We start from the raw sequence: 26,171 nt of genomic DNA on the forward strand, positions 1-26,171 counted from the left end.
TAGCATGAGGCTTCATTCTATTCATGACAGCACAGTCACAAATTGCAGGCTGCATCGTCACTGCGCAGATAAAGCCAGGCGTCAGCGTATGCTTTAGGGTTCAGGTTTATTTAAAATCTGCAGGGACGCATGCTGGACTTGAGCAATCACATTTTTCAGCTCGTCTAAACGGTTGAGGACTTCCTGCACAAAAGCATCATCCGCTTTGCGGCGTTCTTTGCGCAAGGTTGATACGAACTGCTCAAAACCGCCCGTCGCGTCCTGCAGCGCCGGAGCCCCAACGTAGCGGGTTGCGCCGTACAGGCGGTGCAGCACGTGCTCGAGCTGCGGATAGTCTTCCAGTTCAATCAGCTGCTCGATTTCATGCAGCTCCTGATCGAAGCTGTCATTCAGCATTTTCAGCAAATCAGTCGCTAAATCTTCTTTATTGGCGGCCAAATGAAGGCTTTGCTGCCAGTCTAAAATATTGGGGTCAAGCGCATCAATCACCGCAGTGCGCTCTAAAATCGGCACTTTTTTGAAGTTTTCGGTCGTCCAGTGAGTGAGTATCTGGATGATCTGCTCCATTTGAATTGGCTTGGTGACATAGTCATCCATGCCCACCTGCAGCAGTTTTTTCTTTTCATCTGACAGTGCATGCGCGGTTAGGGCAATAATTGGCAGGCGCTTATGATTTTCAAAGGTTGACTCCAGTGAGCGGATGGCGCGGGTGGTGTCAACGCCAGACATGACGGGCATTTGAATATCCATAAAGACTAAGTCAAAGGCTTTAAGTCCTTGTTCATAGCGCGATTGGATGATTTCGATGGCTTCCTGTCCGCTCAGCGCTTTGGTTGTGGTGACATTCAGCTCAGACAGCAGCGCCTCTAAAACAATCAGGTTGGGCAGATGATCATCGACGGCTAAAATATGCAGGCCTTGGCCATTAAAGTCTTCGTGCTCATTTTCGTCAAATACAGCTTCATTGCCAAGCAACTGAATCAACGCGCTGCGGCTCAGCGGCTGGTGCAGCGGGCGGGCGCGGTATTCGGTCAGCATGCCTGGATCAAGCAGCATCTGATAGCCGTATACGGCTAAATGGCCTGTATAGCGGCTGCGGATTTCCTTCAGCATGGCTTCTGTGTCACCGCTGTGATCGACGATCAGCCACGTATTTTCAGCATGGCGCAGCTGGTTCAGCCGGCTGAACAAATCTAAAATGGACTGCGCTTCAATATGCTGCACAGCATAATTTTCTAAATAATGGCGCAGTACATTGGCAGTGGCCGGGTGGGCTAAATAAGACACCACTTGGGTATTGCTAAATTGAGGCAGCGGAGTTTCTTCTTCATCATTCACGGTAAACATTGCCGTGAACCAGAAGGTTGAGCCTTTTTCAGTCGGCGCGCGCTCTTGGTTGTCTTCAAAGCCAATCTGGCCATGCATCAGGCTGACCAGCTGTTTGGAAATGGCCAAGCCTAAGCCCGTGCCGCCAAATTGGCGGGTCACGGATGCATCGCCCTGCGAGAAGGATTCAAACAGCTTTTTGCGGTCTGTGCCGCTGAGGCCGATGCCGCTGTCCTGTACGCTGAAATGCAGCAGGCATTGTTCGATATCATCATGTTCGATGCGCACGCGGACAATAATTTCACCGTCAGGTGTAAATTTGATGGCATTGGAAATTAAGTTGGTCAAAATCTGCTTAAAACGCAAAGCGTCGCCAATGACATGTTTCGGCACATTGTCAGCATAATAGAAGGTCATGTTGATGTGTTTTTGCGCCGCCAGTGGCGACAGCATATCCATGACATCAAATACCGCTTCTTCTAAGTCAAACGGAGCGGTTTCCAGCTCCAGTTTGCCGGCATCAATTTTGGAAAAATCCAAAACATCATTGATCAGCGCCAATAAATGCGCAGAAGACTTGCGGATGGTTTGCAGATACAGGTTTTGTTCATTGCTGAGGTTGCCTTGGCGCAGCAGCAGGTGAATAAAGCCATCAATGCTGTTCAGCGGCGTGCGCAGCTCATGCGAGATATTCGCCAAAAAGACGGATTTGGACTGGTTGGCGTGAATCGCTTGGTCACGGGCCTGGCGGTAGGTAATATTTTGAACTTCTAAAGTATCTAAGGTTCTGCGCAAATCATCTTCAGTCTGTTCGGTATGCTCGCGCAATTCCAAAAAGCTGAAATGCAGGCGTTTCACCACATTGGCAATGTCGCGCTGCAGCAGGCGCAGTTCGCCGGTACTGTTAATGATCATATGCTGATCCAAAGTATCGGCGTTTAAGCGCTGCAGCTGCATGCGGATTTCGTACATGGGCGCAATCCAGCGCCGTGAATAGAAGTTTAAACAGAGCAAAAGCAGCAGCAGGGTCAGCAGACCAGTCGCAACCAAAACAATTAAAACGCGGTAATGAGCAATTTCCAAAGGCTGATTGTCCAGCTCGACCATCAGCCAATAGGGGGTATTGGTTTCATCACTGATTTTGGCGGCGTAGACATTGCTGCTGTTGAATTTAATCGGGCCGATAAAGCGGGCTTTGGAATCAATTTTGGGCCAGGTTTCTTGCCCTTCAGGGCCAATGTTCAGGCGGTTCATGCCTTTGCTGTCTACAATGGCTGAACGGTTCAGATGCTTTTCATTCAGCATATTCTGCATGCTGAAACGCGCCTGATCAAATTGCCACGGATAGTGAATCAGCAAATTCAGCGCGCTTTCCGCAGTCGGCTGGTAGCGGGTTAAAATGGCAATCGCCATCTGCCGCTGCTGCGCTTTGGCCGCATTGGAGGTTTCAGTCATTACCAAAGCTGCACCTACGCATGCCAAAATGGTAATCGGCACGAAAATCAGTGCAATCAATTGTCCATAAGCATGGTTTAAGTGTAGGCGTTTAAAAAGCTTTTTGTTGATATTTGACATGATGCAAGCAGTTTATTCCTTATGCACCGCATATTAGCATGGATTATTTGAAACTGACTGCGCTTTAATCACTTTCGCGAAAAAGCCCCTCAAATGGGTGCAGGGAAAGTCATTTTTTCATACAATAGGCGCACCTCGATATAGGTGCGAATAATGAGTAACACATCCCCTGATTTCCAAGCAGACGATTTTTTGTTAGACCACTATGTAGGAAAGACTCCTTTGGTGCGTCTGCAGCGTCTGGCAAGTCACACTCAAGCAACAGTATTGGTTAAGCTGGAAGGCAACAATCCTGCGGGTTCTGTCAAAGACCGGCCAGCCTACAATATGATCATGCAGGCGGAAAAACGCGGGCAAATTAAGCCGGGTGACACGCTGATTGAAGCGACGAGCGGAAATACAGGGATTGCGCTGGCGATGGTGGCAGCCATGCGCGGCTATCAGATGAAGCTGATTATGCCGGCAAACTCCAGCCAAGAGCGCAAAGACGCGATGCGCGCCTATGGCGCCGAGCTTATAGAATCTTCCAGCATGGAAGAAGCGCGTGATATGGCGGCGCAAATGCAGCAGGATGGCGTGGGGCTGGTACTGAACCAATTTGGCAATCCAGACAACTCAGAAGCGCATTATTTGACGACGGGCCCAGAAATTTGGCAGCAGACCGGCGGGAAAATCACTCATTTTGTCAGCGCGATGGGCACCACGGGAACAATCATGGGGATTTCAAAATACCTCAAAGAACAAAATCCGGATATTCAAATTGTCGGCCTGCAGCCTTCTGAAGGTTCAAATATTGCCGGCATCCGCCGCTGGCCGAAAGAGTATTTGCCGACAATTTTTGACCCGTCGCGTGTAGACCGCATTATGGATATTCCGCAAATTGAAGCGGAAAAAACAGCACGCAAATTGGCGCGCGCTGAAGGCGTCAGTGCGGGAACCTCTTCAGGCGGCGCAGTCTGGGCCTCCATTAAGCTGGCGCAAGAAAATCCTGAAGCTGTGATTGTCTGCATTGTCTGCGACCGCGGCGACCGTTACCTGTCTACGGGCTTATTTTCTGTAGTTGATGCCGATTAATTTCAGGCTTTTGTGAGTGCTTATGCGTTTACCTGTTTTAACTTTTGATATCGAAACATTAACCGATGTAAAGTCCGGGGCGCATTTGTACGGTCTGGATTTGCCCGAAGCAGATTTGAACAGCGCATTGGCTAAATTGCGCCGTCAGGAATCGGGCACGGATTTTCAGCGCCTGCCTTTGCATGAAATTGTCTGCATTTCCGGGCTGTGGCTGGATGAACATGGCATGAAAATGTTTTCATTCAGCCGTGAGCATGATTCGGAAGCGGAAATTTTAACAAAATTTTTATCGATCTTTGATAAGCGCCATCCAACCTTAATCAGTTGGAATGGTTCGCAATTTGATTTGCCGGTGATTCTTTTCCGCGCCATGTATCATGGCCTTTCTGCGCCAAGTTTATTCGATCAGGGCGAGATTGATACGCAAAAGCGCTATAATAACTATCAGAACCGCTATCACCAGCGCCATGTCGATTTAATGGACGTGATGGCTATGTTTCATGGCCGCCACTTCATGAAGCTGGATGATGCAGCGCATTTGCTGGGTTTTCCCGGCAAGCGCGGTGACGGCGCTTACCGTGTGCCTGAATATGTGCGCGCGCAGCAGTGGCAGGCGTTGACCAGCTACTGTGAAGGCGATGTGCTGAATACATGGCTGATTTACCTGCGCTGGCTGCTGCTGAAAGGCCAGCTGCAATTGACTGATCATCAGCATCTGGTGCAAAGCACCATCCAGTACCTGCAGGCTTTGCCGCAGCATGCTGAATTTTTATCGGTTTGGCGTGAAACTTCACGGCAGACAGAATTCACTCAATTTGATTTCCCACCCCCCACACATTAGGTCCGCATGAAACATAGAGCCAAGCCCGCAAAAGCCCAGCAGCCTTCTTATATCTTCCAGGTTGAGTCGCTTTCACATGAGGGGCGGGGCATCGCGCATTATGGGACCCATCCTGACCATCCTGCGGATAAACACGGTAAAAAAGTTTTTATCCGTTATGCCTTGCCGGGAGAAACTGTATGCGCGCGCATTACCTACACAGCGAAACGGCTGGAAGAAGCTGACAGCATTGAATTGCTGAGTGACGCGTCTGAAATGCGCGTGACGCCCGCATGCCCGCATTTTGGCGGCTGCGGCGGCTGCAGCATGCAGCATATTCATCCGGATGAGCAGATCCGCTTAAAACAGGATGTGCTGAAATCGCATTTAAGCCATTTTGCAGGATTGCAGTCCGAAGAATGGCTGGCGCCTTTGCGCTCTTCACGTGAAGATTACCGCCGTAAAGCGCGGATTGGCGTGCGCTATTTGCCGAATAAGGACAAACTGATTGTTGGATTCCGGGAAAATGCCAGCAATCAGCTGACGTCAATTGACCGATGTTTGGTGCTGGATCAAAACTTCGGTTCGGTTACGCGGCTGAAGCAGTTAATCCAAAGTCTAAAAGGCAAGGGTGCGGTTGGTCATATAGAATTGGCGATGGGTGATCAGGATGTTGCCTTGGTGATACGCCATACTGAAAAATTAAATGATGAGGATGTCAACCAATTACAGCAATTTGCGTTACAGAAGGGTTGGCAATTGTATTTGCAGCCTGCAGGTCCAGGCAGTTTAGCCCGCATTGATGGCCAGAGCTCAGACATGCGCCTGCATTACCGTTTGGAAGAGTTTAATGCAGATTTTGCGTTCAATCCTTTAGATTTTACGCAGGTGAACTCTACAATTAATCCGCAAATGGTCAAGCTGGCATGTGATTTGCTTGAATTGAAGCAAGGCGAGCGTGTTCTGGATTTATTTTGCGGATTAGGAAATTTTTCTCTTCCGCTTGCGCGCTGTGTTGGTGCGCAAGGTGAGGTCATTGCGGTTGAAGGCAGTGAGGAAATGGTTCACCGCGGTGCAGAAAATGCTGTAAATAATGGCATTGATTGGCTGAAGTTCTATTCACAAGATTTAACAAAAGACTTTTCGCATCATTCTTGGGCAAAAGAGGGTTTTGATGCATTATTGATTGATCCGCCGCGTTCAGGCGCAGAAGAAATTATGCATTATGTGCCCAAATTTGGTGCAAAAAGAATTGTTTATGTTTCATGCAATCCAGCGACTTTGGCTAGAGATGCAGGAATATTGGCGCAGCAAGGCTATCTGCTGAAAAAAGCAGGCGTGATGGATATGTTTACTCATACCGGTCATGTTGAATCGATTGCTTTGTTCGAACAAGAAAATAAGCCGAATGATTTAAGTTATAATGAAGAGTAAAAAAGTAGGAGTAGGGTATGGTCACAGTGCGTGAACAGCTCCCGGGGCGTTTAAATGAACTGTCTCAGGAAGCGACTGTAGAACATGCCGATCAAGCATCGCATGATTTGGCGGAATGGCTGGATCGTGTGCGCGGCTTACTGGGGGCGCCCCTCAAGCAGCTTGAAGAAGTTGCGCGTATAACCTTGCAAAGAGAGTTAGACTCTACGGTCAATCACCGTTCCAATACCTTTTATACTGGTATTGAAATGGCGGATATCCTGGCGCATCTGCATGTTGATGAAGATACGCTTTCCGCTGCGATGCTTTACCGCTGCGTGCGTGAAGGCGTCATGCCCTTGGATGAAGTGCTGGCAAAATTTGGCGAACAAGTGCACAGCCTGGTCAAAGGCACTTTGGCGATGGGTAAGCTGTCTGAACTGATTGAGCAGAACAAGCGCCTGGAAGATCATTTTAATAATAATCAGCGCGAACATTTAAGCGGCATCTATAAGATGCTGATTTCAGTGACGGAAGATGTCCGCGTTGTACTGATCAAGCTGGCAGAGCGGACCTATGCATTGCGCGAATTGGCGCAGGCATCACGCGAGCGTCAAGAGCGTGTGGCGCGTGAGATTCTCACCATTTATTCACCTTTGGCGCACCGTTTGGGCATTGCGCAGCTGAAATGGGAACTCGAGGATTTAGCGTTCCGCTATTTAGCGCCGGAGCGCTATAAAGAAATCGCGTCTTTATTGAATGAAAAGCGCTTAGAGCGTGAACATTACATTCAGTTTGTGATTGATAAGCTGCGCAATGAATTGGCTGAACATGGCATTGAAGCTGAAATCAGCGGCAGGGTGAAGCACATTTATTCGATTTATCGGAAAATGAAAAGCAAGAATCTGAGTTTTGATCAGCTCTATGATATCCGCGCAGTCCGCGTATTGGTTAAAACAGTGCCTGAATGCTATCACTCTTTAGGCATTGTGCATCAAATCTGGCGCCATATTCCGCATCAGTTTGATGACTATATTACCAACCCGAAAGCCAATGGCTACCGCTCCCTGCATACTGCGGTGATTGCTGAAAATAAATCGCTTGAAGTGCAAATCCGCACCAATGCAATGCATGAAGAAGCGGAGCTGGGCGTCTGTTCGCACTTTAATTATAAAGAAGGCAGCAAAAACACCGATCAGTCGTTCAATCACCGCCTGCACTCATTGCGCGCCGTGCTTGAACATTATCAGGAGCGCAATGACGCCAGTGCGCATAAAGACGATGAGTCTGAAGAGAATTTTGAGCAAATTCAAGATTTCGAAGGGTTTGAAAAAATTTATGTCTTCAGCCGGGATGGTGATATTAAAGAACTGCCGCGCGGCTCTACCGTGCTGGACTTCGCTTATCATGTGCATACCGAAGTCGGCAACAAATGCTATGCTGCGCGGGTCAATCAGCGCTATGTGCCGCTGACCTACACCCTGAAAACCGGCGAGCAGGTTGAAATTTTAACCAAGAAAGACCGCGAGCCGAACCGTGACTGGCTGGTAAATTCTTTAGGCTATATTAAGACAGCCCGCGCGCGCGATAAGCTGCGCCATTGGTTCCGCCAGCAAGACCGCAGCAAAAACTTGGAAGTGGGCCGTGAAATTCTGAATAAAGAATTATCACGTCTGGCCATTCATCCTAAAAGCATTGATTTGAACGATTACTGCAATCACTTCAATGTGAAATCCGGTGAAGATATTCTGATCAGTCTGGTCAGCGGCGATGTCAGCCTGCATTCCTTAATGAATCAGGTCAACCGCCATATGCATCTGGACCAGGATGAGCCTGAGCTGGTGCTGAAGCCGGCCCTGAATCCGCGCGCCAGCCATACGCTGTCTGCGCACGGCATCCTGATTGACGGCTTGGACAATGTAGAGCTGCATGTGGCGCAGTGCTGTCAGCCAGTGCACGGTGAAGCCATTGCCGGATACATTACCCTGAACCGCGGTGTGAGTATTCATAAAGTGGCATGTCCCGATTACGTGCGCATGATCAGTCAGGAACCGGAACGCGCGGTTGAAGCGGACTGGGAAATGCAGCCGACCCGCGGTCAGAGCGTGCAGATTGTGGTGGAAGCCTATGACCGCCGCGGCCTGCTGAAAGACCTGACACAGGTGATTTTCTCCGATCAGATCAACATCCGTCAGGTGAATACTATTTCTGAAGCAGACGGTATTGCCAATATGAAACTGCTGATTGAAGTGAAAGGTTTGGCGCAGCTGTCGCGTTTGCTGGCCCGTTTAGAGCAGCAGCCAGGCATTATCAGCGCGCGCCGTTTCATTCAAGGCGGCTGATTCAAACGGTTGCATTAAAAAGCCTGCGCAATGCAGGCTTTTTATATTTTTGTTCTTCGGTAGCGGAACTGAAAAACAAACCTAAATATATGATATTGAAAAGGATCAAGATATTTTTTGTAAAAAAAATATCGTCAATGCTATAATCCGCGCAAATACGGTACGTGAATTAAAAAGAGTAAGGAAATACAGCGCATGGTGCTATTAAATGTGTCTCAGCTGACAATGAGCCGGGAAGACGGCGTATTTCCTGCTTTAGAACACATTCCTGCGATGCAGCGCCGACGCTTATCGCGTCTGGCAAAGCTGGCTTTGAATAGCGCAATGCAGACTTTAGCCACCCAGAATGTCGATTATATTGTTTGGGTGTCGCAATATGGCGATGAAGCAAAAACCCTGAATATTCTGGAAGATGTGTTAAGCGAGCAAACCCCTTCACCGACCCAATTTTCAACCTCGGTACATAATGCAATTTCAGGCTTATATTCTATTTTATGTCAGGATGCGACACCTGCGACCAGTTTGGCGGGTTCGTGGAATGATGGGTTGATTGAAGCCTATGCATGGTTAAAAACAAGGCCAGAAGCTCGTCAGGTTTTGCTGGTGTATTATGATGAAGCCTTGCCAGACATTTATATCGAGCATCAACCATTTGCTGCTTTTGCGATGGCAGCGATGATTTCATTAACGCCTGCCAATTTGATGTTGACGCCAAAGCATACGGATTCAACGCCAGCCTATCAGCAGGCTTTAGCATTTAACACGTTTTGGACTAATCCTGAGCAAACTGAATCTGAAGCGTGGACGAAATGCTGAAATTAAATCGGATTAAGCAAAAAGCCAATTATGCATGGCGCGTTGGGGCGACAGGGTTTAGCTTTGCCAGCTTTGGTTTAGGTGGCGTGGCGATTGGTGGTTTGATTGCACCACTGGTCAAGCTGAGTTCAGCAGACCTTGAGCTTCGAAAGCAGCGCACTCAGAAGGTGATTAAGCACAGTTTTAAAGGTTTCACCGAAATGATGGTGAAACTGGGCATCATGACTTATACAGTTGAAGGCTTAGACAAACTACAGCACAGCCAGCAGGAGTTGGTGATTGCCAATCATCCGACACTGATTGACGTGGTGGTTTTAATTGGTTTAATGGAACAAGCAAACTGCGTGGTTAAGCAGGCGCTGTGGTCGAATCCATTTACCAAAGGTCCTGTGCAAAGTGCGGGTTATATTTTAAATGCAGGTTCCGAACAATTTATTCAGGACTGCGTACAAAAATTACAGCAAGATCATGCGGCGTCCTTATTGATCTTTCCTGAAGGGACGCGAACAGCAAAAGGTGAGCAGCTAAACGACTTTCAGCGTGGTGCGGCCAATATTGCCCTGCGTGCCGGTGTGCCGATTCGCCCTGTACTGATTAGCTGCACGCCATCGACCCTGACCAAAAATGAAAAGTGGTATCACATTCCAGAACAGCCTTTTCATATCCATGTGAAAGTGTTGGATGCGATCCGAGTGGAAGACGTATTGGATGATGTAACGGTCAATCCCAAAAATGTGCGTCAATTAAATCAACAATTACAGTGGTTTTTTAACCAAGAGTTATCCCTAAATGAGCAATCTTGCTGATGAATTAAAGCAAATGATTATTGATGTCCTCGCCCTTGAAGACATCCGTATTGAAGATATTGATACAGACGCGCCTTTGTTTGGTGATGGTCTGGGTTTGGACTCGATTGATGCTTTAGAATTGGGTTTGGCATTGAAAAAGCGTTATGGCATTCATCTAAATGCAGAGTCTGCAGAAACCAAAGAACATTTTAAATCAATTCAAAGCTTAGTGGCTTTGGTTGAAGCACAGAAAACAGCATAAGAGGTTGCTATGCTTGCACAAGAAACCGTGTTAGAAAAATTACGTGAGTGGATGGAAGAGCTGTTTGAAATTGCGCCTGAAGATGTGCAGTTAGAATCAAACCTAGCTTCAGACCTCGATGTCGACAGTATTGATGCCATTGATTTGGTCGTAAAAATTAAAGAGCTGACAGGCAAACAAGTTAATCCTGAAGACTTTAAAAATGTGCGTACCGTGCAAGATGTGGTGGTCGTGATTCAGAATATGTCGGCTGCATGAACAACATTTTAAAAGGGATAGCAGGGGTCGGATTGATCCTCTATCCTTTTTTTGTGGCTTATGCTTTAGCGCATGGACAGTATGTCTGGGTCAGTGCGGTATTGATTGCGCTGGGCATCTTGCGCTTATTGAGTAAGGGTAATGCCTTGCTGTGGCCCTTGACGGGTTTTGCCATTTTATGCGGCGGGCTGAGTTTGATTTTAAAAGATCATGCGTGGCTTAAACTCTATCCTGTCTTTATGAGTCTCGGGGCGCTGTTTATTTTTGCCAGCACCTTGATTCGACCGCCTTCAATGATTGAACGTTTTGCACGTTTGGCAGAGCCTAATTTGCCCGAAGAAGGGGTAGGATGGACCCGTCAAGTGACCAAAGTTTGGTGTGGTTTTTTTTGCATCAATGCGGTCATTGCCCTGATCACTGTTTTCTTTGCACCGATGAAGATTTGGGTGCTGTATAACGGCTTGATCTCTTATGTCTTGATGGGTGGGTTGTTACTGGGAGAGTTTGTGTTACGCAAACGTCAACAACGGTTGCATCAGGCACAGAAATAACAGCATTTCCGTCAGGGCAGCTGAAACAGTGGCCTCGAACTATAGCGATTAGAAATACGGTTTTAAAAACAAATTTTATGTCTTGTCATTTTCAACACCATCTCCATTCATCGCGTCCCTTGTGTATTCAGGCGGACTCAAGTTTCGTTTCCTTTCACACTTTTTGGTTGGATGTGGCTGAACAGGCTGCGCAAATTCAGCCGTTGGAACAGCCTGTATGGGCGCTTTGGCAAGAAGACAGTTACGAGTTTTTAGTGTTGTTGTTTGCGGCCTTGCAAGCAGGCAAGCAAGTGCTGTTGCCGCCGCATCGGATCAGCGACTTAGAAAAAGAATTGGCTGAACAGCAGATTTATTTTTTAAAACGTTTGCCGTCGACAGCAGCGCCAACCTTCGAGCTTCAATTTGATGCTGCCTTTTTCAATCAGGCGCAGCTGTATTTTTATACTTCGGGCTCAACTGGGCAGCCGAAAAAGATTCCGCGCACCTTGCAACAGTTGTTCAATGAAGTCTGCGGTTTAGAGGCCAGTTTTGACTTGCCTGAGCAGGCGGTCGCGATTGCTACGGTGAGCCATCAACATATTTATGGTTTGTTGTTTAAGTTGTTGTGGCCCTTAGCCAGTGGGCGCAGTTTCTATCAAAAACAACTGGCTTTCCCTGAAGATGTGGTCGATCTTCAAAAGAAAATTGCCCATGTGCAGCTGCCCAATTATCTGATTTCCAGCCCCGCTTTGTTGAAGCGCTGGACTACAGATGTGGTATTGCAAGACTGCCATAGGGTCTATTCCTCTGGCGGGAAGTTGGATGCAGGTGTGCGGCCTTTGCTGAACCGTCCGATTACTGAAGTGTTTGGCAGTTCTGAAACAGGCGGGATCGCCCACCGTCAGGCAGATGATGCGCTATGGACTCCCTTTGCCAATGTCGCAATTCAGTGCGTCGAGCAGCAAGAGTTAGCCGTTAAAACCAACCATGCCTTTAGCGCGGATTGGATTTTAACCGGGGATAAAGTGCAGGTCGTGGATGCACAGAATCCCAAAAGTTCGTTTCAGTTATTGGGGCGTTTGGATCGCATTGTCAAACTCGAAGAAAAGCGTTTAAGTCTCGATGCAATAGAAGTGAAACTCGCTGAGTTGGTCGAAATACAGCAGTGCCATGTCCTAATTCATGAAAAAGAACAGCGTCAGATTTTGGCAGTGGTGGCAGTGTTGACCGGAGATGCTCGGGCACTGCTCATTGAAAAGGGCAAAGCCGCATTTACTGCACAACTGAAAAAACAATTACAACAAAAACTGGAAAGCATTGCGATTCCGCGGCAGTGGCGGTTCTTAACGCAAATGCCACAAAATGCACAATCGAAGCTGAATAAACAGTATTTAAAATCACTCTTTCAGCCGATGACCTTGCCTGTGGTGTTGACTCAGCAGTCTCAGGATACACAGATTAGTTATGCTTTAGAATTTATTCCTGAGCTGGAGTGCTTTAAAGGACATTTTCCGAACTTCCCGATTTATCCGGGTGTAGGACAAATAGGATTTATTCAGCATTTTGCCAAACAAAACTGGGCGGATTTACTGTGGTGTAACGGTTTTGAACAGTTAAAATTTCAGGGACTGATTCAACCCTATCAAACGGTGGAACTGGTGCTCAGCCGAAAAGCAAATAAGGTCAGTTTTGAGCTGAAAAATCATGACAAAATATTGGCATCCGGACGTTTGCTGTTTGTTGTCCCGTCAGACGTTTAAGCCGAGAGACTAAAATGAAACACTGCTTTGTGATTCCTGTGTATAACCATCCGCATTATTTGGCTGCGTTATTGTCACATTTAAGCTCTTTTGAGTTACCGATTATTATGGTGAATGATGGCAGTGATACTGCTTGTACGGCAGTGTTACATCAGCTCGCGCATGACTACCCTAGGGTCGATTTGGTTGAACATAGCCACAATCAAGGTAAGGGGCAGGCGGTGATTACGGGGCTCAAGCATGCCCTTCAATGTGGTTATAGTCATGCCTTGCAACTGGATGCCGATGGACAACATGACTGGCAGGATGTACAGCGCTTTTTAGACACATCTATCCAGCATCCCGAAGCCATGATTATTGGTCAGCCGATCTTTGATGCGACTGTTCCGAAAAAACGTCTCTATGGCCGTTATGCAACGCATATTTGGGTATGGATTAACAGTCTGTCTTTTGACATTAAAGACAGCATGTGTGGCTTCCGCGTTTATCCTTTGACGCAGACGGTAAACATTTTAAATACAGCCAAGTTTCAACCGCGGATGGGCTTTGACTCGGAAATTTTGGTGCGTTTGAAATGGAACAATGTACCGTTTATCAATTTGCCCACGCATGTGATTTACCCTGAAGGCGGCATTTCACATTTCGATGTTTGGCGTGACAATTTAGGTATGGCGCGCGCGCATAGTCGATTATTCGGCGGGATGATATTACGTTTTCCCAAACTGATTTATCAGAAAGTCAAAGGCTAAGGCGGTCAGAAGCATATGCAGAAATGGAGCGCCGTGAAAGAGCGGGGCGGGATGTTACCGCTGATGCTGATGCTGGGTTTCTACCGTTTAGGTGGGCGCTGGCTGTGCCGAGTCATCTTGTACTTTGTGATTTTATGGTACTGGCTCTTTTCCAATACCGCACGTCAGGCTTCGCTATTGTACTTAAAAAAATTGCATCATTTTGCAGGTGCGCAGTCGCCGTTTCAGGCTGAGCCGCAGCTGTGGAACAGCTATACGCATTTGATGCAATTTGGCGAATGTGTTTTAGATAAAATTGAGGGCTGGCTCGGGCATATTCCTGAGCAGAACCTAAAGCTGCATGGTCATGCGCACTTTCGTTCGCACTATCAAAAAGGTGCGGTGATTGTGGTGTCGCACTTTGGCAATATTGAATTACTCCGTGCAGTCAAGGCAGAGCATCCTCAGAAAATTAATGTGTTGGTCTATCAAAAACATGCTACCAAGTTCAATGCATTTTTAAAAAAGCTGAATGAACATGCCGATGTCAATTTGGTTTCGGTGGATGAGTTGGGAATTGAAACAGCACTGATTTTGCAGGATAAATTGGATCAGGGTGAATGGGTGATTGTGGCGGCAGACCGCGTACCCGTGCAGTCGGATCGGGTACAATCAGTTGCTTTTTTAGGCGAGCAAGCGCTGTGGCCGCAGGGCGCATGGATTTTGGCCAGTTTGTTGAAAGCTCCTGTGCTGGCAGTGTTTTGTTATCGAGTCGATAGACATTTTGAAGTGCATATTCATCAAGTCGCGGAGCAGTTAAATTGGCCGCGTAAAGAGCGTTTACAGGCCATGCAGCAGACCACAAGACAGTATGTGCAACTGTTGGAACAGCATTGCATACGCGCGCCCTATCAATGGTTTAATTTTTATAATTTTTGGAATAAAGGATAAGTCTTGTGTTAATTGTTGGGGAAACTCCGCTCAGTATTGAAGATGTTGTAGCTGTAGCGCGTAAAGAAAAACAGGTGGCATTGCCTGCCTCTGCTGAATGGACAGCATTGATTCAACGCGGCGCAGATTTCCTCGATCAGCTGTTGCAAGATGAAGGCGTCATTTATGGTGTGACCACGGGTTATGGCGATTCGTGTTTGGTTGAAATTCCAGCCCACCAAGTGCATGAGCTGCCGCTGCATTTGTCGCGTTTTCATGGCTGTGGCATGGGGCAAAACTTAGACTTAATTACCGCACGTGCTGTCGTGGTGGTGCGTTTATGTTCTTTGGCACGCGGTTATTCGGGTGTCTCCCATGCCTTGTTGCAGCGTTTGGTCTGGATGCTGAATGAAGATGTGATTCCGGTGATTCCATCGGAGGGTTCGGTCGGTGCCAGTGGTGACTTGACCCCTTTGTCTTATATCGCTGGGGCATTGGTCGGTGAGCGCGATGTGTACTATCAAGGCCAGATCGTACCGATTGCACAAGTGTATGCCGAAAAAGGTTTGCAGCCTTTGGTGATGCGTCCTAAAGAAGGTTTAGCCCTGATGAATGGTACAGCAGTCATGACCGCGATTGCCTGCCTAAACTATAAAAAAGCAGAACAGATTTCTTTTGCCAGCACTTTGATTACCGCACTAAATGTTTTGGCCTTAGAGGGGAATCCAAGCCATTTTGATGAAGTCCTGTTTGCGCAAAAACCACATCTGGGACAGCAACATATTGCAGCTCAGTTGCGTGACTGGTTAAACAGTGAAGTACAGACCGAACATCAAAGTTCGCGCCTGCAAGACCGTTATTCACTGCGCTGTGCACCGCATGTGATCGGGGTATTTGAAGACTCTAAACTGTGGCTGCGTCAGTTTATTGAAAATGAGCTGAACTCAAGCAATGACAACCCCTTGATTGATCCAGTCAATCTGCGGGTATTGCATGGTGGACATTTCTATGGCGGACATATTGCTCAAGCCATGGATAGCCTGAAAATTATGATCGCGAATATTGCTGACTTGATGGATCGTCAGTTGGCGCAGTTGGTAGACTATAAAATGAACAATGGCTTGCCGCGTAATTTAACCGGTTCTAGTCCTGAGCGCTTGCCGCTGAATCATGGCTTTAAAGCGGTGCAAATCGGGGTTTCGGCATGGACGGCAGAAGCCTTAAAACAGACGCTCGCTGCGTCAATTTTCTCACGCTCAACCGAATGTCATAATCAAGACAAAGTCAGCATGGGCACCATTGCTGCGCGTGATGCCAGTCGTGTCATTACTCTGACTGAACAAGTGGTTGCGGCACTAAGCTGTGCAGCAGTTCAGGCGGTCGAACTCAAAAGTGTAGATACAGAACTCAGCCCTGTTTTAACAGCATTTCAACACTGGGTGCTTCAGAGCTTCACCTATGTAGTGGAAGATCGTCCTTTGCAGCAAGAGCTTCAGGCGCTGGTTAATCGCTTTGAGCATTTAGAATTGTTAGACAGCATTGCTGTTCAATATTCATAGGAAATGAGCATGCATGCTGATGTAATCATTGAAGTGCCTTTTCATGATGTCGACACCATGAATGTGGTGTGGCACGGGCATTATTTAAAATATTTTGAAATCGCACGTTGCAAACTGCTGGATCAATTTCACTATAACTATAACCAAATGCGTGACTCGGGCTATGCATGGCCGGTGATTGAAAGTCATGTGCGCTATGTACAAGGCATTGAGTTTGAGCAAAAAATTCGCGTGCGCGCCGTTCTGAAAGAGTGGGAAAACCGTCTGAAAATTGAATATCTGATTTTCGATGCGGTTTCGGGCAGAAAGCTGACCAAGGGCTATACTTCACAAGTGGCGGTACACATTGAAAAACGTGAAATGTGCTTCCAGTCGCCACAGGTGTTGTTGGACTGTTTAAATGCATGGCCTGAGTTTAAGGCGGAGTAATGCAAGCATGATTCGATACAAATTTTCTAAGCCGATTTTGGTTGCGTGTACAGCCAGCATGATGACTTTGCTTGCTCCCGCAGTGAATGCACAAAATACTGAATTGAAGCAGGTGTTTGCTCAGCTTGGTGCAACGCCTGTGGTGCGTGCCCAATTTGAGCAACAGAAAAAACTGGCTTCTTTGAATAAAACCTATGTGTCCAAAGGCGCGGTGCTGTTCAGCAAAAACCAAGGCGTGCTGTGGCAGATTCAAAGTCCCGTCAAAGCTGATTTGGTGGTGACACCGCGTAAGTTGGTACAAAAGACGCAGCGTACGTCCAGTCAAATTGAAGTTGATAAGACTCCCTATGGCTCTGTAGCGACGATGTTTTTACAGTTGATGTCGGGCAATGAAGCGGCACTCGCTAAAAACTTTAATGTGGTATCTGCCAACTACAGCCCGATGCAGTGGAATGTCAGCTTAACGCCGAAAAGCAATCTATTTAAAAAGCTTTTTGTCCAAGTCGATGCGCAAGGGCAGCGTTATGTGGATCGTATCACGATTTTGGAACAAGCCAATAACCGCACCATCATTCGTTTTAGCCAGCAAACGGCTCAACCTCAAACTTTAACGGCTGCGGAAAATGCGCTTTTCCAATTGGCAAAATAAATTTAGCGCCCTGTGGCTGCTGATTTTGTGTGTCATTGCTTTGGCACTGGGCGTGGCTTGGCTGAATAAAGGCATTAAGGTTGAGACCAATATTTTTGCTTTGCTGCCTGAGGCCCATCAAGATGCTCATCTAGAACAAGCACAGCAATATGTGAGTCAGCAGTTAAATGACAAAGTTTTTGTGGTGTTGGATGCCAAAACTGATCAGCAACTCGAACAGGCAACACAAGCACTCAAAACCCAAGCCGACCAAAGTCAGCTGTTTTTACCTGTTCGTCCACAACTCGATCCTGATCAATTTGCCCAAGCGCTGTATCAGCACAAGGCAGGGTTATTATCCAAGACAGATCAGCAGATTGTGCAGGAGCAGGATGATACCGCACTGACAGAGCAAGGCTTATTGCAACTGATGAGTCCAGGCATGCCGATCACGGCTGAAATGCTCAAGCAAGATCCCTTGCTGTTGTTTCCCCGTTATGCAGTGGGTTTAAGCGCCTTACAAAGCAATGCCGATATCAATTTAGAGCAGGGCTTTGCCACGCTTCGTGATGAGCAGGGCATCTCGCGCCTGATGGTGCTTCAGCTCAATAGCAGCCCTTATAACATTGCCTACCAAGAACGGACCGCTGTCTTTATTCAAAGCATCAATCAGCAGCTCAACCAGTTGCAGGTTAAACCGCATTGGACAGGCACGCTGCTGTTTGCACAGTTTGGCACCAATTCGGCCAAAGAGGAAATCTCGACCATTGGCGTGGGTTCGACCATCGGGATTTTGCTTTTGGTCTGGTTTGGCTTCCGTTCGATACGACCGATGCTGACGGAAATGGTTGCAGTCGGCACAGGCAGCTTGGTGGCCTTTGCGGTGACCTATTGGGTTTTCGGTGAAATTCACCTGATGACACTGGTCTTTGGCGCCAGTCTGATTGGGGTCTGTGTCGATTTTTCATTTTACTTCATGGCCATGCAGTCTCAGCACCGACAGGTGGATGGATTTGCTGTTCTAAAGCCATTATTGCCGAGTCTATTTGTGGGGCTAATGACCACATTGTTGGCCTATGTGGTGCTGAGCTTTACCCCATTTCCGGGCTTCAAACAGATTGCAGTCTTTTCTATGGTTGGACTGAGTGCCGCATGGGTGACTAGTATTTTACTGCTGCCACGTCTGCCTGCGCTGAATGCGGAACCTGCGATACGTGCTTTGGGCTTTATTGGAAAAGCACGCAGTTATGTGCAGAGCCGCAACACGCTGCGCTATGGCATGATTGCACTGATTCTACTGGCCACAGGCAGCAGTCTCGTCTTCCTGAAAAGCAATGATGACATTCGCAATTTGCAAAGTATGGATGCCACCTTAAAGCAGGAAGATCAATATATTCGTTCGCGTTTTATGCAACAGCAAAGCAGCGAATATTTTGTGGTACAGGGCAGAACCCCAGCAGAGTTAGAACAGCATGAACAGCAATTGCTGGAAGAGCTTGCGCCCTTGCAGCAGGCTGGAAAGCTAGATGCTGTGCAAGCTTTAGGGCAGTGGATTCCCTCGCTTGAGCAGCAGAAGCACAATATTGCGATGTTACAGGCGATTCCTCAGCCCGCTTTGGTGAAATATGCGCAAGCGTTACAGCTCAATGCAGCCGATGTTTTAAACTGGCAAGCGCATTTAAAAGACCAACCGTTGCTGACCGAAGCAGTCTTTAAAGATCATCCCCTGCATTTTTTGCAGATGAGTCCGACGCAGCGTTTAGTGATGCTGCAAAATGTGCATGACGTCAAAGCCGTGCAACAGCTTGAAACTGCTGATGTGCAACTGTTACGTCCAGTTCATCAACTGTCTGAATTGTTTAAACAGCACCGTGAGCAGGCACAGTGGCTATTGCTGAGTGCTTTGGTGATTTTAGCCATTGGCTTAGGGGCACTTTATGGCAAAAAATCCATTCTGCCTTTGGTGTTGCCTGTCAGCATGGCTTTAATGACCACGTTTGCGATTCAAGCATGGCTGGGCGTGGAGATTAATTTATTCAGTATTATGGGCACCTTCCTGATCATTGGAATTGGGGTGGACTATGCGATTTTCTACCGCCACGGACATGATCACCCGCAGGTGGTGGGCATGGCTTTGTTCCTGTGCATGATGTCGACGTTCTTTAGTTTTGGCTTGCTGTCTTTCAGTCATACCTATGCCATTCACAGTTTTGGCTTAACGGTGTTGCTGGGCGTTATTTTCTCATTTATTTATGCCACACTTTTTACATCCTCCGATGCAAAACATGTGGTGGTTCAACAATATCAGCCAAAGAGCTGAGTCAAAGGGTACAGTGCAATGAGCACCATGCAACAGACAGATGTTTTAATTATTGGGGCGGGACCATCAGGCAGTTCGGCAGCAGCTTTGCTGCGCCAAAAAGGCCATCAAGTCACGGTCATCGAAAAGCAATATTTTCCGCGTTTTTCCATCGGCGAGTCTTTATTGCCGCAGTGTATGGTGTTTTTAGAAGAAGCGGGTTTGTTGGAAACGGTGCGTGCGCATGCCGATGAATATGCCTTTCAGTTTAAAAATGGCGCGGCTTTTTTAAGAGGCTCACAGCGCAGCTTTTATGACTTTACCCAAAAGTTTAGTGAAGGCCCGGGCACCACATGGCAGGTTCGGCGTGCCAACTTTGACCAGCTTTTGGCACAGCAAGCTGAAAAAATGGGCGCGGACATCCGTTTTGGTCATGAAGTTTTGGCGGTCGATGTCGCAACCACACAGCCGATTTTGACGGTCAAAGATGCGCAAGGTGACAGCTATCAAATTCAAGGCAAGTTCCTCTTGGATGCCAGCGGTTTTGGCCGCATTTTGCCAAAGTTTCTCGACTTAGAAAGCCCGTCGGACTTTCCGGTGCGCCGTGCAGTCTTTACCCATATTGAAGACGGCCTATTGAATGACCCTGAGTTTGACCGTGAGAAAATTTTAATTACCGTGCATGAAAAAGACCACCGTGCGTGGTATTGGCTGATTCCCTTTGCTGATGGGCGCTCTTCATTTGGCATCGTGGCGGAACAAGATTTCTTTGAAAAATACGGCTATGACGGCAGTGCAGACTATGACTTAGAAGCCTTACAGAAGCGTATTTTGGCTGATGATGCCAGTTTGTCGCATGTACTGCGTCATGCTAAACATGACACTCCTGTCCGTACTTTGGTGGGCTACTCTGCCGATGTGAAACATTTGGCATCCAACAACTATGCGCTACTCGGCAATGCGGGCGAGTTTCTCGATCCTGTCTTTTCTTCAGGGGTGACCATTGCCTTGAAATCGTCCAGTCTAGCCGTGCCATTGGTCGAACAAGTGCTGCAAGGTCAGGCGGTCGGCTGGATGGAGCAATATGAAAAGCCGCTGCGTAAAGGCATTCAAGTGTTCCGCGCCTATGTCGAATCCTGGTATTCAGGCGAGTTTCAGGATGTGGTATTTTCGACTCAGCAGGATGAAAAAATCCGCCGTATGATTGCATCTTTACTGGCAGGCTATGCATGGGATACGACTAACCCCATTCACCGCAATGCCAAACAACGCTTGAGCACCTTGGCCGAATATTGCCGAGAAGCACAACAACAGCAAGAGCCGCTGACCGATGAAACTTAAGCTGCGTTTAAAGACTGTCAGTTGGGTTTTAGCCAGTGCTCTACTCTGTAATGCCTGTCAAAGCTGGATTCCCAAAGCGCAAGGACTCGTGACTCCAGAGTGGGCTGCGCAGAATTACCAGCGCCAAGACCAAATTGAAGTGCAGTGGAAAACCCAGAGTTTCAGTTTTTTACTGTATCAGCAGCAAAGAGGACAGTCGCTTGACATGCTTGCGCTGAGCCTTACAGGACAGCAGTTATTCAAGCTCAGTTTTGATGGTCAAAAGGTAGACGTTGAACAGCGGATTGATCCAATGAAACGGTTGCCTTTTGATTATGTGGTGCGCGATATTCTATATGCAACCTATCCCAATTTTGCAGCGCTGCATGCTGCTCAAAATGCAGTCGTGCAGAAAGACGATATCATTTATATACAGCAGCAGCCCGTGTTGAAAATTCAGCAAAATGAGGGAGCAATTGAGCTGGATAATCTGCAAGTGCCTTATCAGATGGTGATCAGTGCGGTGAGCAATACTTTAGAAGATGATCAAGGCGGCCATCATGACTAAAAATCTACAGCATGTTTCAGCCGTTGGCATTCAGTTCAGTGCGGCGCTGTCGGCTTTGGGACAAAATGCCGCTGAGCTTCAACATGCCTTAATAAGCACCGAAAATACCCTGTCGCCACGAGAGGATCTGATTGCGGGGCACACGGTATGGGTTGGCGCATTTGATCAACCCTTAGTTCAAGCAGTCCCTGAAAGCTTAAGCAGTGCAGACTCAAGGAATTTACGCTTTGCCCTGACGGCTTTGTCGCAGATTGAAACCGAGATTCGTGCCTATACCGCTGAGTTTCCTAAACATCGTCTTGCGGTGATTATCGGTACGTCAACCTCAGGCATTGCGGATAATGAGCCGGTCTTAAAAGCCCAGTTTCAACATCCTATGCCGCGGTCTGTACAGCATCAAAAACAGGAAATGGGCAGTTTAGCGAAAGCCTTACAACAGTATTTGGGCTGGGAAGGGCCTGCCTATACCATTTCTACCGCTTGTTCCTCGGCGGCCAAAGCGATGGCGGCGGGGCAACGTCTGCTGAATGCCGATTTGGCCGATGTGGTTTTAGTCGGTGGAGTCGACACCCTGTGCAAGCTAACCTTAAATGGTTTTGACAGTTTAGAAAGCTTATCGAGCGGAATTTGCCAGCCCTGTGGCGCCAGCCGTGACGGCATCAATATTGGCGAAGCTGCAGGACTGTTTTTACTCTCTAAAGCGCCTGCCTCTGTGATGCTGCTGTCGAGTGGAGAGTCAATGGATGCATGGCATATTTCAGCACCGCATCCAGAAGGGAAAGGGGCTGCGGAGGCGATGCAAAAAGCTTTAGACGCTGCACAGCTGCAAGCAAGTGATATTGATTATTTAAATTTACATGGCACTTCTACACCGCAAAATGATGCGATGGAGATTAAGGCAGTACAGAGCGTATTTTCAGATGCAACTGTGGCTTTGAGCAGTACTAAACATAAAACGGGGCATTGTCTGGGGGCAGCGGGTGCAATTGAAGCCTTTATTTGCCAGCAGGTTTTATTAGATCAATCCTGGTTGCCGCTGCATCATACAGGCGAATTGGACGATGCTTTGGCTGGGCAAAACTATGTGCTTACACCGCATTTGAATACACCCATTCGCTATGCAATGAGCAATTCTTTTGCTTTTGGCGGCAGCAATATCAGTTTAATTTTCGGGACGGCTTTGCCATGATGGATGCAGTACAATTTATTCCGCATGAAAAACCGATGGTTTTCGTGAGTCATCTGATTGAAGCCAATGATACGTTTGCGATTGCAGAGCTTCACATCACGCCTGATTTGATGTTTTGTGAGCCAGAAGGTTTGCCGACATGGAGCAGTATTGAGCTGATGGCGCAGACCATCAGCGCCTATGCAGGCTATAAAGGGCAAACTCAGGGCTTACCACCGAAAATTGGCTTTTTATTGGGAACGCGTAAAATGCAGTTACCCTGTGCCTATTTTAGTTTAGGTGCAACTGTGCGGATTCGGGTAGAGCAAAGCTATCTGCACGAAGGTTTGGGGCAGTTTAATTGTGAAATTGAATATCAAGAACATCGGTTCAGCGCCATATTGAGTGTATTTGAGCCTGAAAATATGAATGAAATTATTGGAAAATTAGTGTGAGCAGAAGAATTTTAGTCACGGGTTCGAGCCGTGGAATAGGTAAAGCGATCGCTTTAGAGTTGGCAAAGGCAGGCTTTGATGTTACGGTCCATGCCCGCTCAAGACAGTCTGAGGCCGAAGCAGTGGCTCAGGAGATTCAAGCGCTTGGGCAGGCCAGCCATGTACTGATGTTCGATGTGAATGAGCGTGAAAAGATTGCTGCCATTTTGGAGCAAGATATAGCACAGCATGGCGCTTTTTACGGTGCGGTGTTGAATGCAGGATTAACCCGTGATGGCGCTTTCCCCGCACTGACTGATGAAGACTGGGATGACGTGGTCTCGACCTCCCTGAACGGTTTTTATAATGTGCTGAAACCCTTGATGATGCCGATGATTCGCTTGAAAAAGGGCGGACGTATTGTGACCTTATCTTCGGTGTCTGGAATCATGGGTAACCGCGGTCAGGTGAACTATAGTGCTGCCAAAGCAGGCTTAATTGGCGCGACCAAAGCATTGGCACTGGAATTGGCCAAACGCAAAATTACGGTGAACTGTGTGGCTCCGGGCTTGATTGAAACCGAAATGGTCACGGAAGAAGTGAAAGAACATGCCTTGAAAATGATCCCGATGCAGCGCATGGGGCAGGTGGAAGAAGTCGCAAAAGCGGTGAAGTTTTTATGTAGCGATGATGCCAGTTATATCACCCGCCAAGTGATTTCAGTCAATGGAGGCTTGATCTAATGAAACGTGTTGTAGTAACAGGCATGTCTGGGATTACCTCTTTGGGTGAAACCGCAGAACAAATTTTTGAGCAGTTTGCACAAGGCAAAAGCGGTATTCGCTATATGCCTGACTGGGAAATTTATCCTGATTTACGCAGTAAATTGGCTGGCCCAGTGGAGTCATTTACTGTACCGAAGCATTTTAACCGTAAAGTAACCCGTGGCATGGGGCGTGTTGCCTTGATGTCAGTGGTATGCGCTGAAAAAGCATTGGAAGATGCAGGGCTGCTGAATGATGAGATCTTAAAAAGCGGCGATGCAGGCGTTGCTTTCGGTTCATCGGCGGGCAGCGTAGATGCGGTTGCTGAATTTGGCGCAATGCTGCTGAACAGCAATATGGGGAAGATGAATGCGACCACATACATCCGCATGATGTCGCATACCAGTGCAGTCAATATGACGGTGTATTTTGGCCTAAAAGGTTTAACGCTGCCGACCTCAAGTGCTTGTACTTCAGGTTCCATGGCCATTGGTCAGGCTTATGAAGCGATCAAATATGGCAAGCAAACAGTGATGATTGCAGGCGGTGCAGAAGAACTCAGTGCCGCAGGTTCAGCCGTGTTCGATGTGTTATTAGCAACCAGTATGAAAAATGATCGACCTGAGACAACGCCACGCCCATTTGATGCAGACCGGGATGGTTTGGTGGTCGGTGAAGGCGCAGGCTGTTTGATTTTAGAAGAATATGAACATGCCCAAGCGCGCGGAGCGACCATTTATGCCGAGATTGTCGGTTATGGCAGCAATACCGATGGTCAGCATGTGACCCGACCTGATTCTGAAATGATGGGCCGTTGTATGCAGTTGGCGCTGAAAGATGCCCAGCTTACAGCCGAAGATATTGATTATGTCAATGCACACGGCACCTCAACCGATCAGGGCGATATTGCCGAATCACAAGCCACCGCGCGGATCTTGGGCAAGAAGCCGATCAGCTCATTAAAAAGCTATTTTGGCCATACGCTCGGGGCATGCGGGGCCATTGAGGCATGGCTGAGTATTGAGATGATGCTGCGCAATCAGCTGGTGCCTACGCTGAATTTAAATCAGCTTGACAGCGGCTGCGGTGATTTGGATTATATCGTCAATGAAATGCGTTCAGCAGAAACGCACATCATGATGAGCAACAATTTTGCTTTTGGAGGAATCAACACCTCCCTGATTTTTAAACGTGTCTGATTAGACGAGGGTATAATAATGTTATTCAAAAATATTTGCGCAGCCGCGGTGCTGACTTTGAGCGGAATGGCTGCAGGACATGCGGCAGATACCATGCACGACTTTAATTTTAAAGAAGCTGTGGACCGCGCTGTGGCGGATGGAACACTGGATGGTTCTGTGAAGTTTTATTTGGCGGGCACCAAGTCAGGCGGCAAGGTGATTGAAAAAGGCTTAGTGACCAATAAAAAAACCAATGGTTTTGCCAAATCTGCTGAAAGCGCATGTGATCATGTACTTCGTTCAGCACTGATTCAATTCCAAAATACCGCAAAAGCCAAGGGCGCAAATGCTGTGACTAATCTGGTGAGCTTCTATAAGTCGAATGAAACCCGCAGCACCACGACTTACCGATGCGCCAAAGGTACAGCTATTGCTGGCGTTGCGCTGAAAGGCGATATTGTTAAGTTCTAAAAAGCCATGAACATCGAGCTGAGTACATAATGAGCAAGCCTAAAAATATTCAAGTGCATGTGCATGCTCTGGCTCAGCTCGCGCCTTTACCGCGTGATGATTTTCCGGATATGCGCGCCTACCAAACGTATAAAAAGCAGCAGATTTACCGTCAGCGCAATCAGCATTTAAGTGCATTTAGCCGGCAGCAGATACAGGATGCTGATTTGGGGATCACCGAATTTGGCAAGCCTTATCTTAAAAGCCTGCCTGAAATTGCATTTAATCATTCGCACAGCCAGCAGAATTATGCTTTAGCGCTCAGCGCCAGCCTGCAGGATATTGGTGTTGATGTAGAGGATTTAGCGCGGAAAGTGCGTTTTGAGGCTTTAGCGCGCCATGCGTTTCATCCGCGTGAATTAGCGCTCTGGGAAAGTTTAGAAGATCCATCGGACTATTGGTTTAAAGTGTGGACGGCGAAAGAAGCGGTGCTCAAAGCGTCAGGTTTGGGCATCCGCATGAATTTGAATGAATTGGATACACAAGTTCATCCCGATCAGAATGGAGGCGTGTGCAGCCATTCCAGCCTTGGCACATTCGCCTATCAAAATTTTCAGCTGCCTCACCTTATGCTGACGGTTGCATGGCGTTCAGAATTATCCTGCAGAGGTTTTACTTTTCCTGAAATCCAGCTGATACAGCACCCATAAAGCCATAAAAAACCCATCCGAAGATGGGTTTTTATATGA

Annotated in this window: 25 protein-coding genes; 24 read left to right on the plus strand and 1 reads right to left on the minus strand. The window is 47.6% G+C overall.

Going from position 1 to position 26,171, the window contains the following annotated elements:
• Nucleotides 1-93: 93 nt before the first annotated feature.
• Nucleotides 94-2,901, minus strand: coding sequence for a GacS-like sensor histidine kinase (locus tag F941_RS13975; protein ID WP_005012571.1), 2,808 nt, complete (start codon nucleotides 2,899-2,901; stop codon nucleotides 94-96).
• Nucleotides 2,902-3,054: 153 nt separating this feature from the next.
• On the opposite strand from F941_RS13975, the gene cysM reads away from it, so the two are divergent.
• The 24 genes from cysM (at nucleotide 3,055) to F941_RS14095 (ending at nucleotide 26,132) form a co-directional block, all read left to right on the plus strand.
• Nucleotides 3,055-3,975, plus strand: coding sequence for a cysteine synthase CysM (gene cysM, locus F941_RS13980; protein ID WP_005012573.1), 921 nt, complete (start codon nucleotides 3,055-3,057; stop codon nucleotides 3,973-3,975).
• 22 nt (nucleotides 3,976-3,997) lie between these two features.
• Nucleotides 3,998-4,816, plus strand: coding sequence for a 3'-5' exonuclease (locus F941_RS13985; RefSeq protein WP_005012576.1), 819 nt, complete (start codon nucleotides 3,998-4,000; stop codon nucleotides 4,814-4,816).
• A 6-nt stretch (nucleotides 4,817-4,822) separates the two neighbouring features.
• Nucleotides 4,823-6,229 carry a 23S rRNA (uracil(1939)-C(5))-methyltransferase RlmD gene (rlmD, locus tag F941_RS13990; RefSeq protein ID WP_005012578.1) on the plus strand — a complete coding sequence of 469 codons (1,407 nt, stop codon included), beginning with the start codon at nucleotides 4,823-4,825 and terminating at the stop codon, nucleotides 6,227-6,229.
• Nucleotides 6,230-6,246: 17 nt separating this feature from the next.
• Nucleotides 6,247-8,550, plus strand: coding sequence for a RelA/SpoT family protein (locus tag F941_RS13995; protein WP_005012579.1), 2,304 nt, complete (start codon nucleotides 6,247-6,249; stop codon nucleotides 8,548-8,550).
• Between the two features lie 195 nt (nucleotides 8,551-8,745).
• Complete coding sequence (locus F941_RS14000) at nucleotides 8,746-9,366, plus strand: beta-ketoacyl synthase chain length factor (RefSeq protein WP_005012581.1); 621 nt, start codon at nucleotides 8,746-8,748, stop codon at nucleotides 9,364-9,366.
• A complete protein-coding gene (locus F941_RS14005) occupies nucleotides 9,360-10,172 on the plus strand; it encodes a lysophospholipid acyltransferase family protein (protein WP_005012583.1) in 813 nt (270 codons plus the stop codon). The genes F941_RS14000 and F941_RS14005 overlap by 7 nt, the downstream gene beginning before the upstream one ends.
• The gene (locus tag F941_RS14010) at nucleotides 10,156-10,416 is read left to right on the plus strand and encodes a phosphopantetheine-binding protein (RefSeq protein ID WP_005012584.1); all 261 of its coding nucleotides are present in this window, start codon (nucleotides 10,156-10,158) and stop codon (nucleotides 10,414-10,416) included. Before F941_RS14005 ends, F941_RS14010 begins: the two co-directional genes overlap by 17 nt.
• A gap of 9 nt (nucleotides 10,417-10,425) precedes the next feature.
• Nucleotides 10,426-10,674 (plus strand): acyl carrier protein, encoded by a 249-nt coding sequence (locus tag F941_RS14015; protein ID WP_005012586.1) that lies wholly within the window; start codon nucleotides 10,426-10,428, stop codon nucleotides 10,672-10,674.
• The gene (locus tag F941_RS14020; protein WP_005012588.1) at nucleotides 10,671-11,225 is read left to right on the plus strand and encodes a COG4648 family protein; all 555 of its coding nucleotides are present in this window, start codon (nucleotides 10,671-10,673) and stop codon (nucleotides 11,223-11,225) included. Before F941_RS14015 ends, F941_RS14020 begins: the two co-directional genes overlap by 4 nt.
• A gap of 77 nt (nucleotides 11,226-11,302) precedes the next feature.
• On the plus strand, nucleotides 11,303-12,964 hold the full coding sequence (locus F941_RS14025) for an ApeI family dehydratase (protein WP_005012589.1): 1,662 nt from the start codon (nucleotides 11,303-11,305) through the stop codon (nucleotides 12,962-12,964).
• Between the two features lie 14 nt (nucleotides 12,965-12,978).
• Entirely contained in the window at nucleotides 12,979-13,713 is a 735-nt protein-coding gene (locus tag F941_RS14030; RefSeq protein WP_005012591.1) for a glycosyltransferase family 2 protein, read from the plus strand.
• A gap of 15 nt (nucleotides 13,714-13,728) precedes the next feature.
• Entirely contained in the window at nucleotides 13,729-14,643 is a 915-nt protein-coding gene (locus F941_RS14035) for an LpxL/LpxP family acyltransferase (protein ID WP_005012593.1), read from the plus strand.
• Nucleotides 14,644-14,648: 5 nt separating this feature from the next.
• Nucleotides 14,649-16,181, plus strand: coding sequence for an HAL/PAL/TAL family ammonia-lyase (locus F941_RS14040; protein ID WP_005012595.1), 1,533 nt, complete (start codon nucleotides 14,649-14,651; stop codon nucleotides 16,179-16,181).
• Nucleotides 16,182-16,190: 9 nt separating this feature from the next.
• Nucleotides 16,191-16,610, plus strand: coding sequence for an acyl-CoA thioesterase (locus F941_RS14045; RefSeq protein WP_005012597.1), 420 nt, complete (start codon nucleotides 16,191-16,193; stop codon nucleotides 16,608-16,610).
• Nucleotides 16,611-16,617: 7 nt separating this feature from the next.
• Nucleotides 16,618-17,259 carry a LolA family protein gene (locus F941_RS14050; protein ID WP_005012599.1) on the plus strand — a complete coding sequence of 214 codons (642 nt, stop codon included), beginning with the start codon at nucleotides 16,618-16,620 and terminating at the stop codon, nucleotides 17,257-17,259.
• Nucleotides 17,234-19,558, plus strand: coding sequence for an MMPL family transporter (locus F941_RS14055; RefSeq protein WP_005012600.1), 2,325 nt, complete (start codon nucleotides 17,234-17,236; stop codon nucleotides 19,556-19,558). The genes F941_RS14050 and F941_RS14055 overlap by 26 nt, the downstream gene beginning before the upstream one ends.
• An 18-nt stretch (nucleotides 19,559-19,576) precedes the next feature.
• Nucleotides 19,577-20,878 (plus strand): NAD(P)/FAD-dependent oxidoreductase, encoded by a 1,302-nt coding sequence (locus F941_RS14060; protein WP_005012603.1) that lies wholly within the window; start codon nucleotides 19,577-19,579, stop codon nucleotides 20,876-20,878.
• A complete protein-coding gene (locus F941_RS14065) occupies nucleotides 20,868-21,425 on the plus strand; it encodes a DUF3261 domain-containing protein (protein ID WP_005012605.1) in 558 nt (185 codons plus the stop codon). The genes F941_RS14060 and F941_RS14065 overlap by 11 nt, the downstream gene beginning before the upstream one ends.
• Nucleotides 21,418-22,614, plus strand: coding sequence for a beta-ketoacyl-[acyl-carrier-protein] synthase family protein (locus F941_RS14070; RefSeq protein WP_005012609.1), 1,197 nt, complete (start codon nucleotides 21,418-21,420; stop codon nucleotides 22,612-22,614). The genes F941_RS14065 and F941_RS14070 overlap by 8 nt, the downstream gene beginning before the upstream one ends.
• A complete protein-coding gene (locus tag F941_RS14075) occupies nucleotides 22,611-23,048 on the plus strand; it encodes a hotdog family protein (protein WP_005012611.1) in 438 nt (145 codons plus the stop codon). Before F941_RS14070 ends, F941_RS14075 begins: the two co-directional genes overlap by 4 nt.
• Complete coding sequence (locus F941_RS14080; RefSeq protein ID WP_005012612.1) at nucleotides 23,045-23,770, plus strand: 3-ketoacyl-ACP reductase FabG2; 726 nt, start codon at nucleotides 23,045-23,047, stop codon at nucleotides 23,768-23,770. Before F941_RS14075 ends, F941_RS14080 begins: the two co-directional genes overlap by 4 nt.
• Nucleotides 23,770-24,990, plus strand: coding sequence for a beta-ketoacyl-ACP synthase (locus F941_RS14085; RefSeq protein WP_005012614.1), 1,221 nt, complete (start codon nucleotides 23,770-23,772; stop codon nucleotides 24,988-24,990). The genes F941_RS14080 and F941_RS14085 overlap by 1 nt, the downstream gene beginning before the upstream one ends.
• Before the next feature lie 18 nt (nucleotides 24,991-25,008).
• A complete protein-coding gene (locus F941_RS14090) occupies nucleotides 25,009-25,443 on the plus strand; it encodes a hypothetical protein (protein WP_005012615.1) in 435 nt (144 codons plus the stop codon).
• A gap of 29 nt (nucleotides 25,444-25,472) precedes the next feature.
• Entirely contained in the window at nucleotides 25,473-26,132 is a 660-nt protein-coding gene (locus tag F941_RS14095) for a 4'-phosphopantetheinyl transferase family protein (RefSeq protein WP_005012617.1), read from the plus strand.
• Nucleotides 26,133-26,171 lie beyond the last annotated feature (39 nt).

Source organism: Acinetobacter bouvetii DSM 14964 = CIP 107468 (assembly GCF_000368865.1).
GTDB classification, from domain to species: domain Bacteria; phylum Pseudomonadota; class Gammaproteobacteria; order Pseudomonadales; family Moraxellaceae; genus Acinetobacter; species Acinetobacter bouvetii.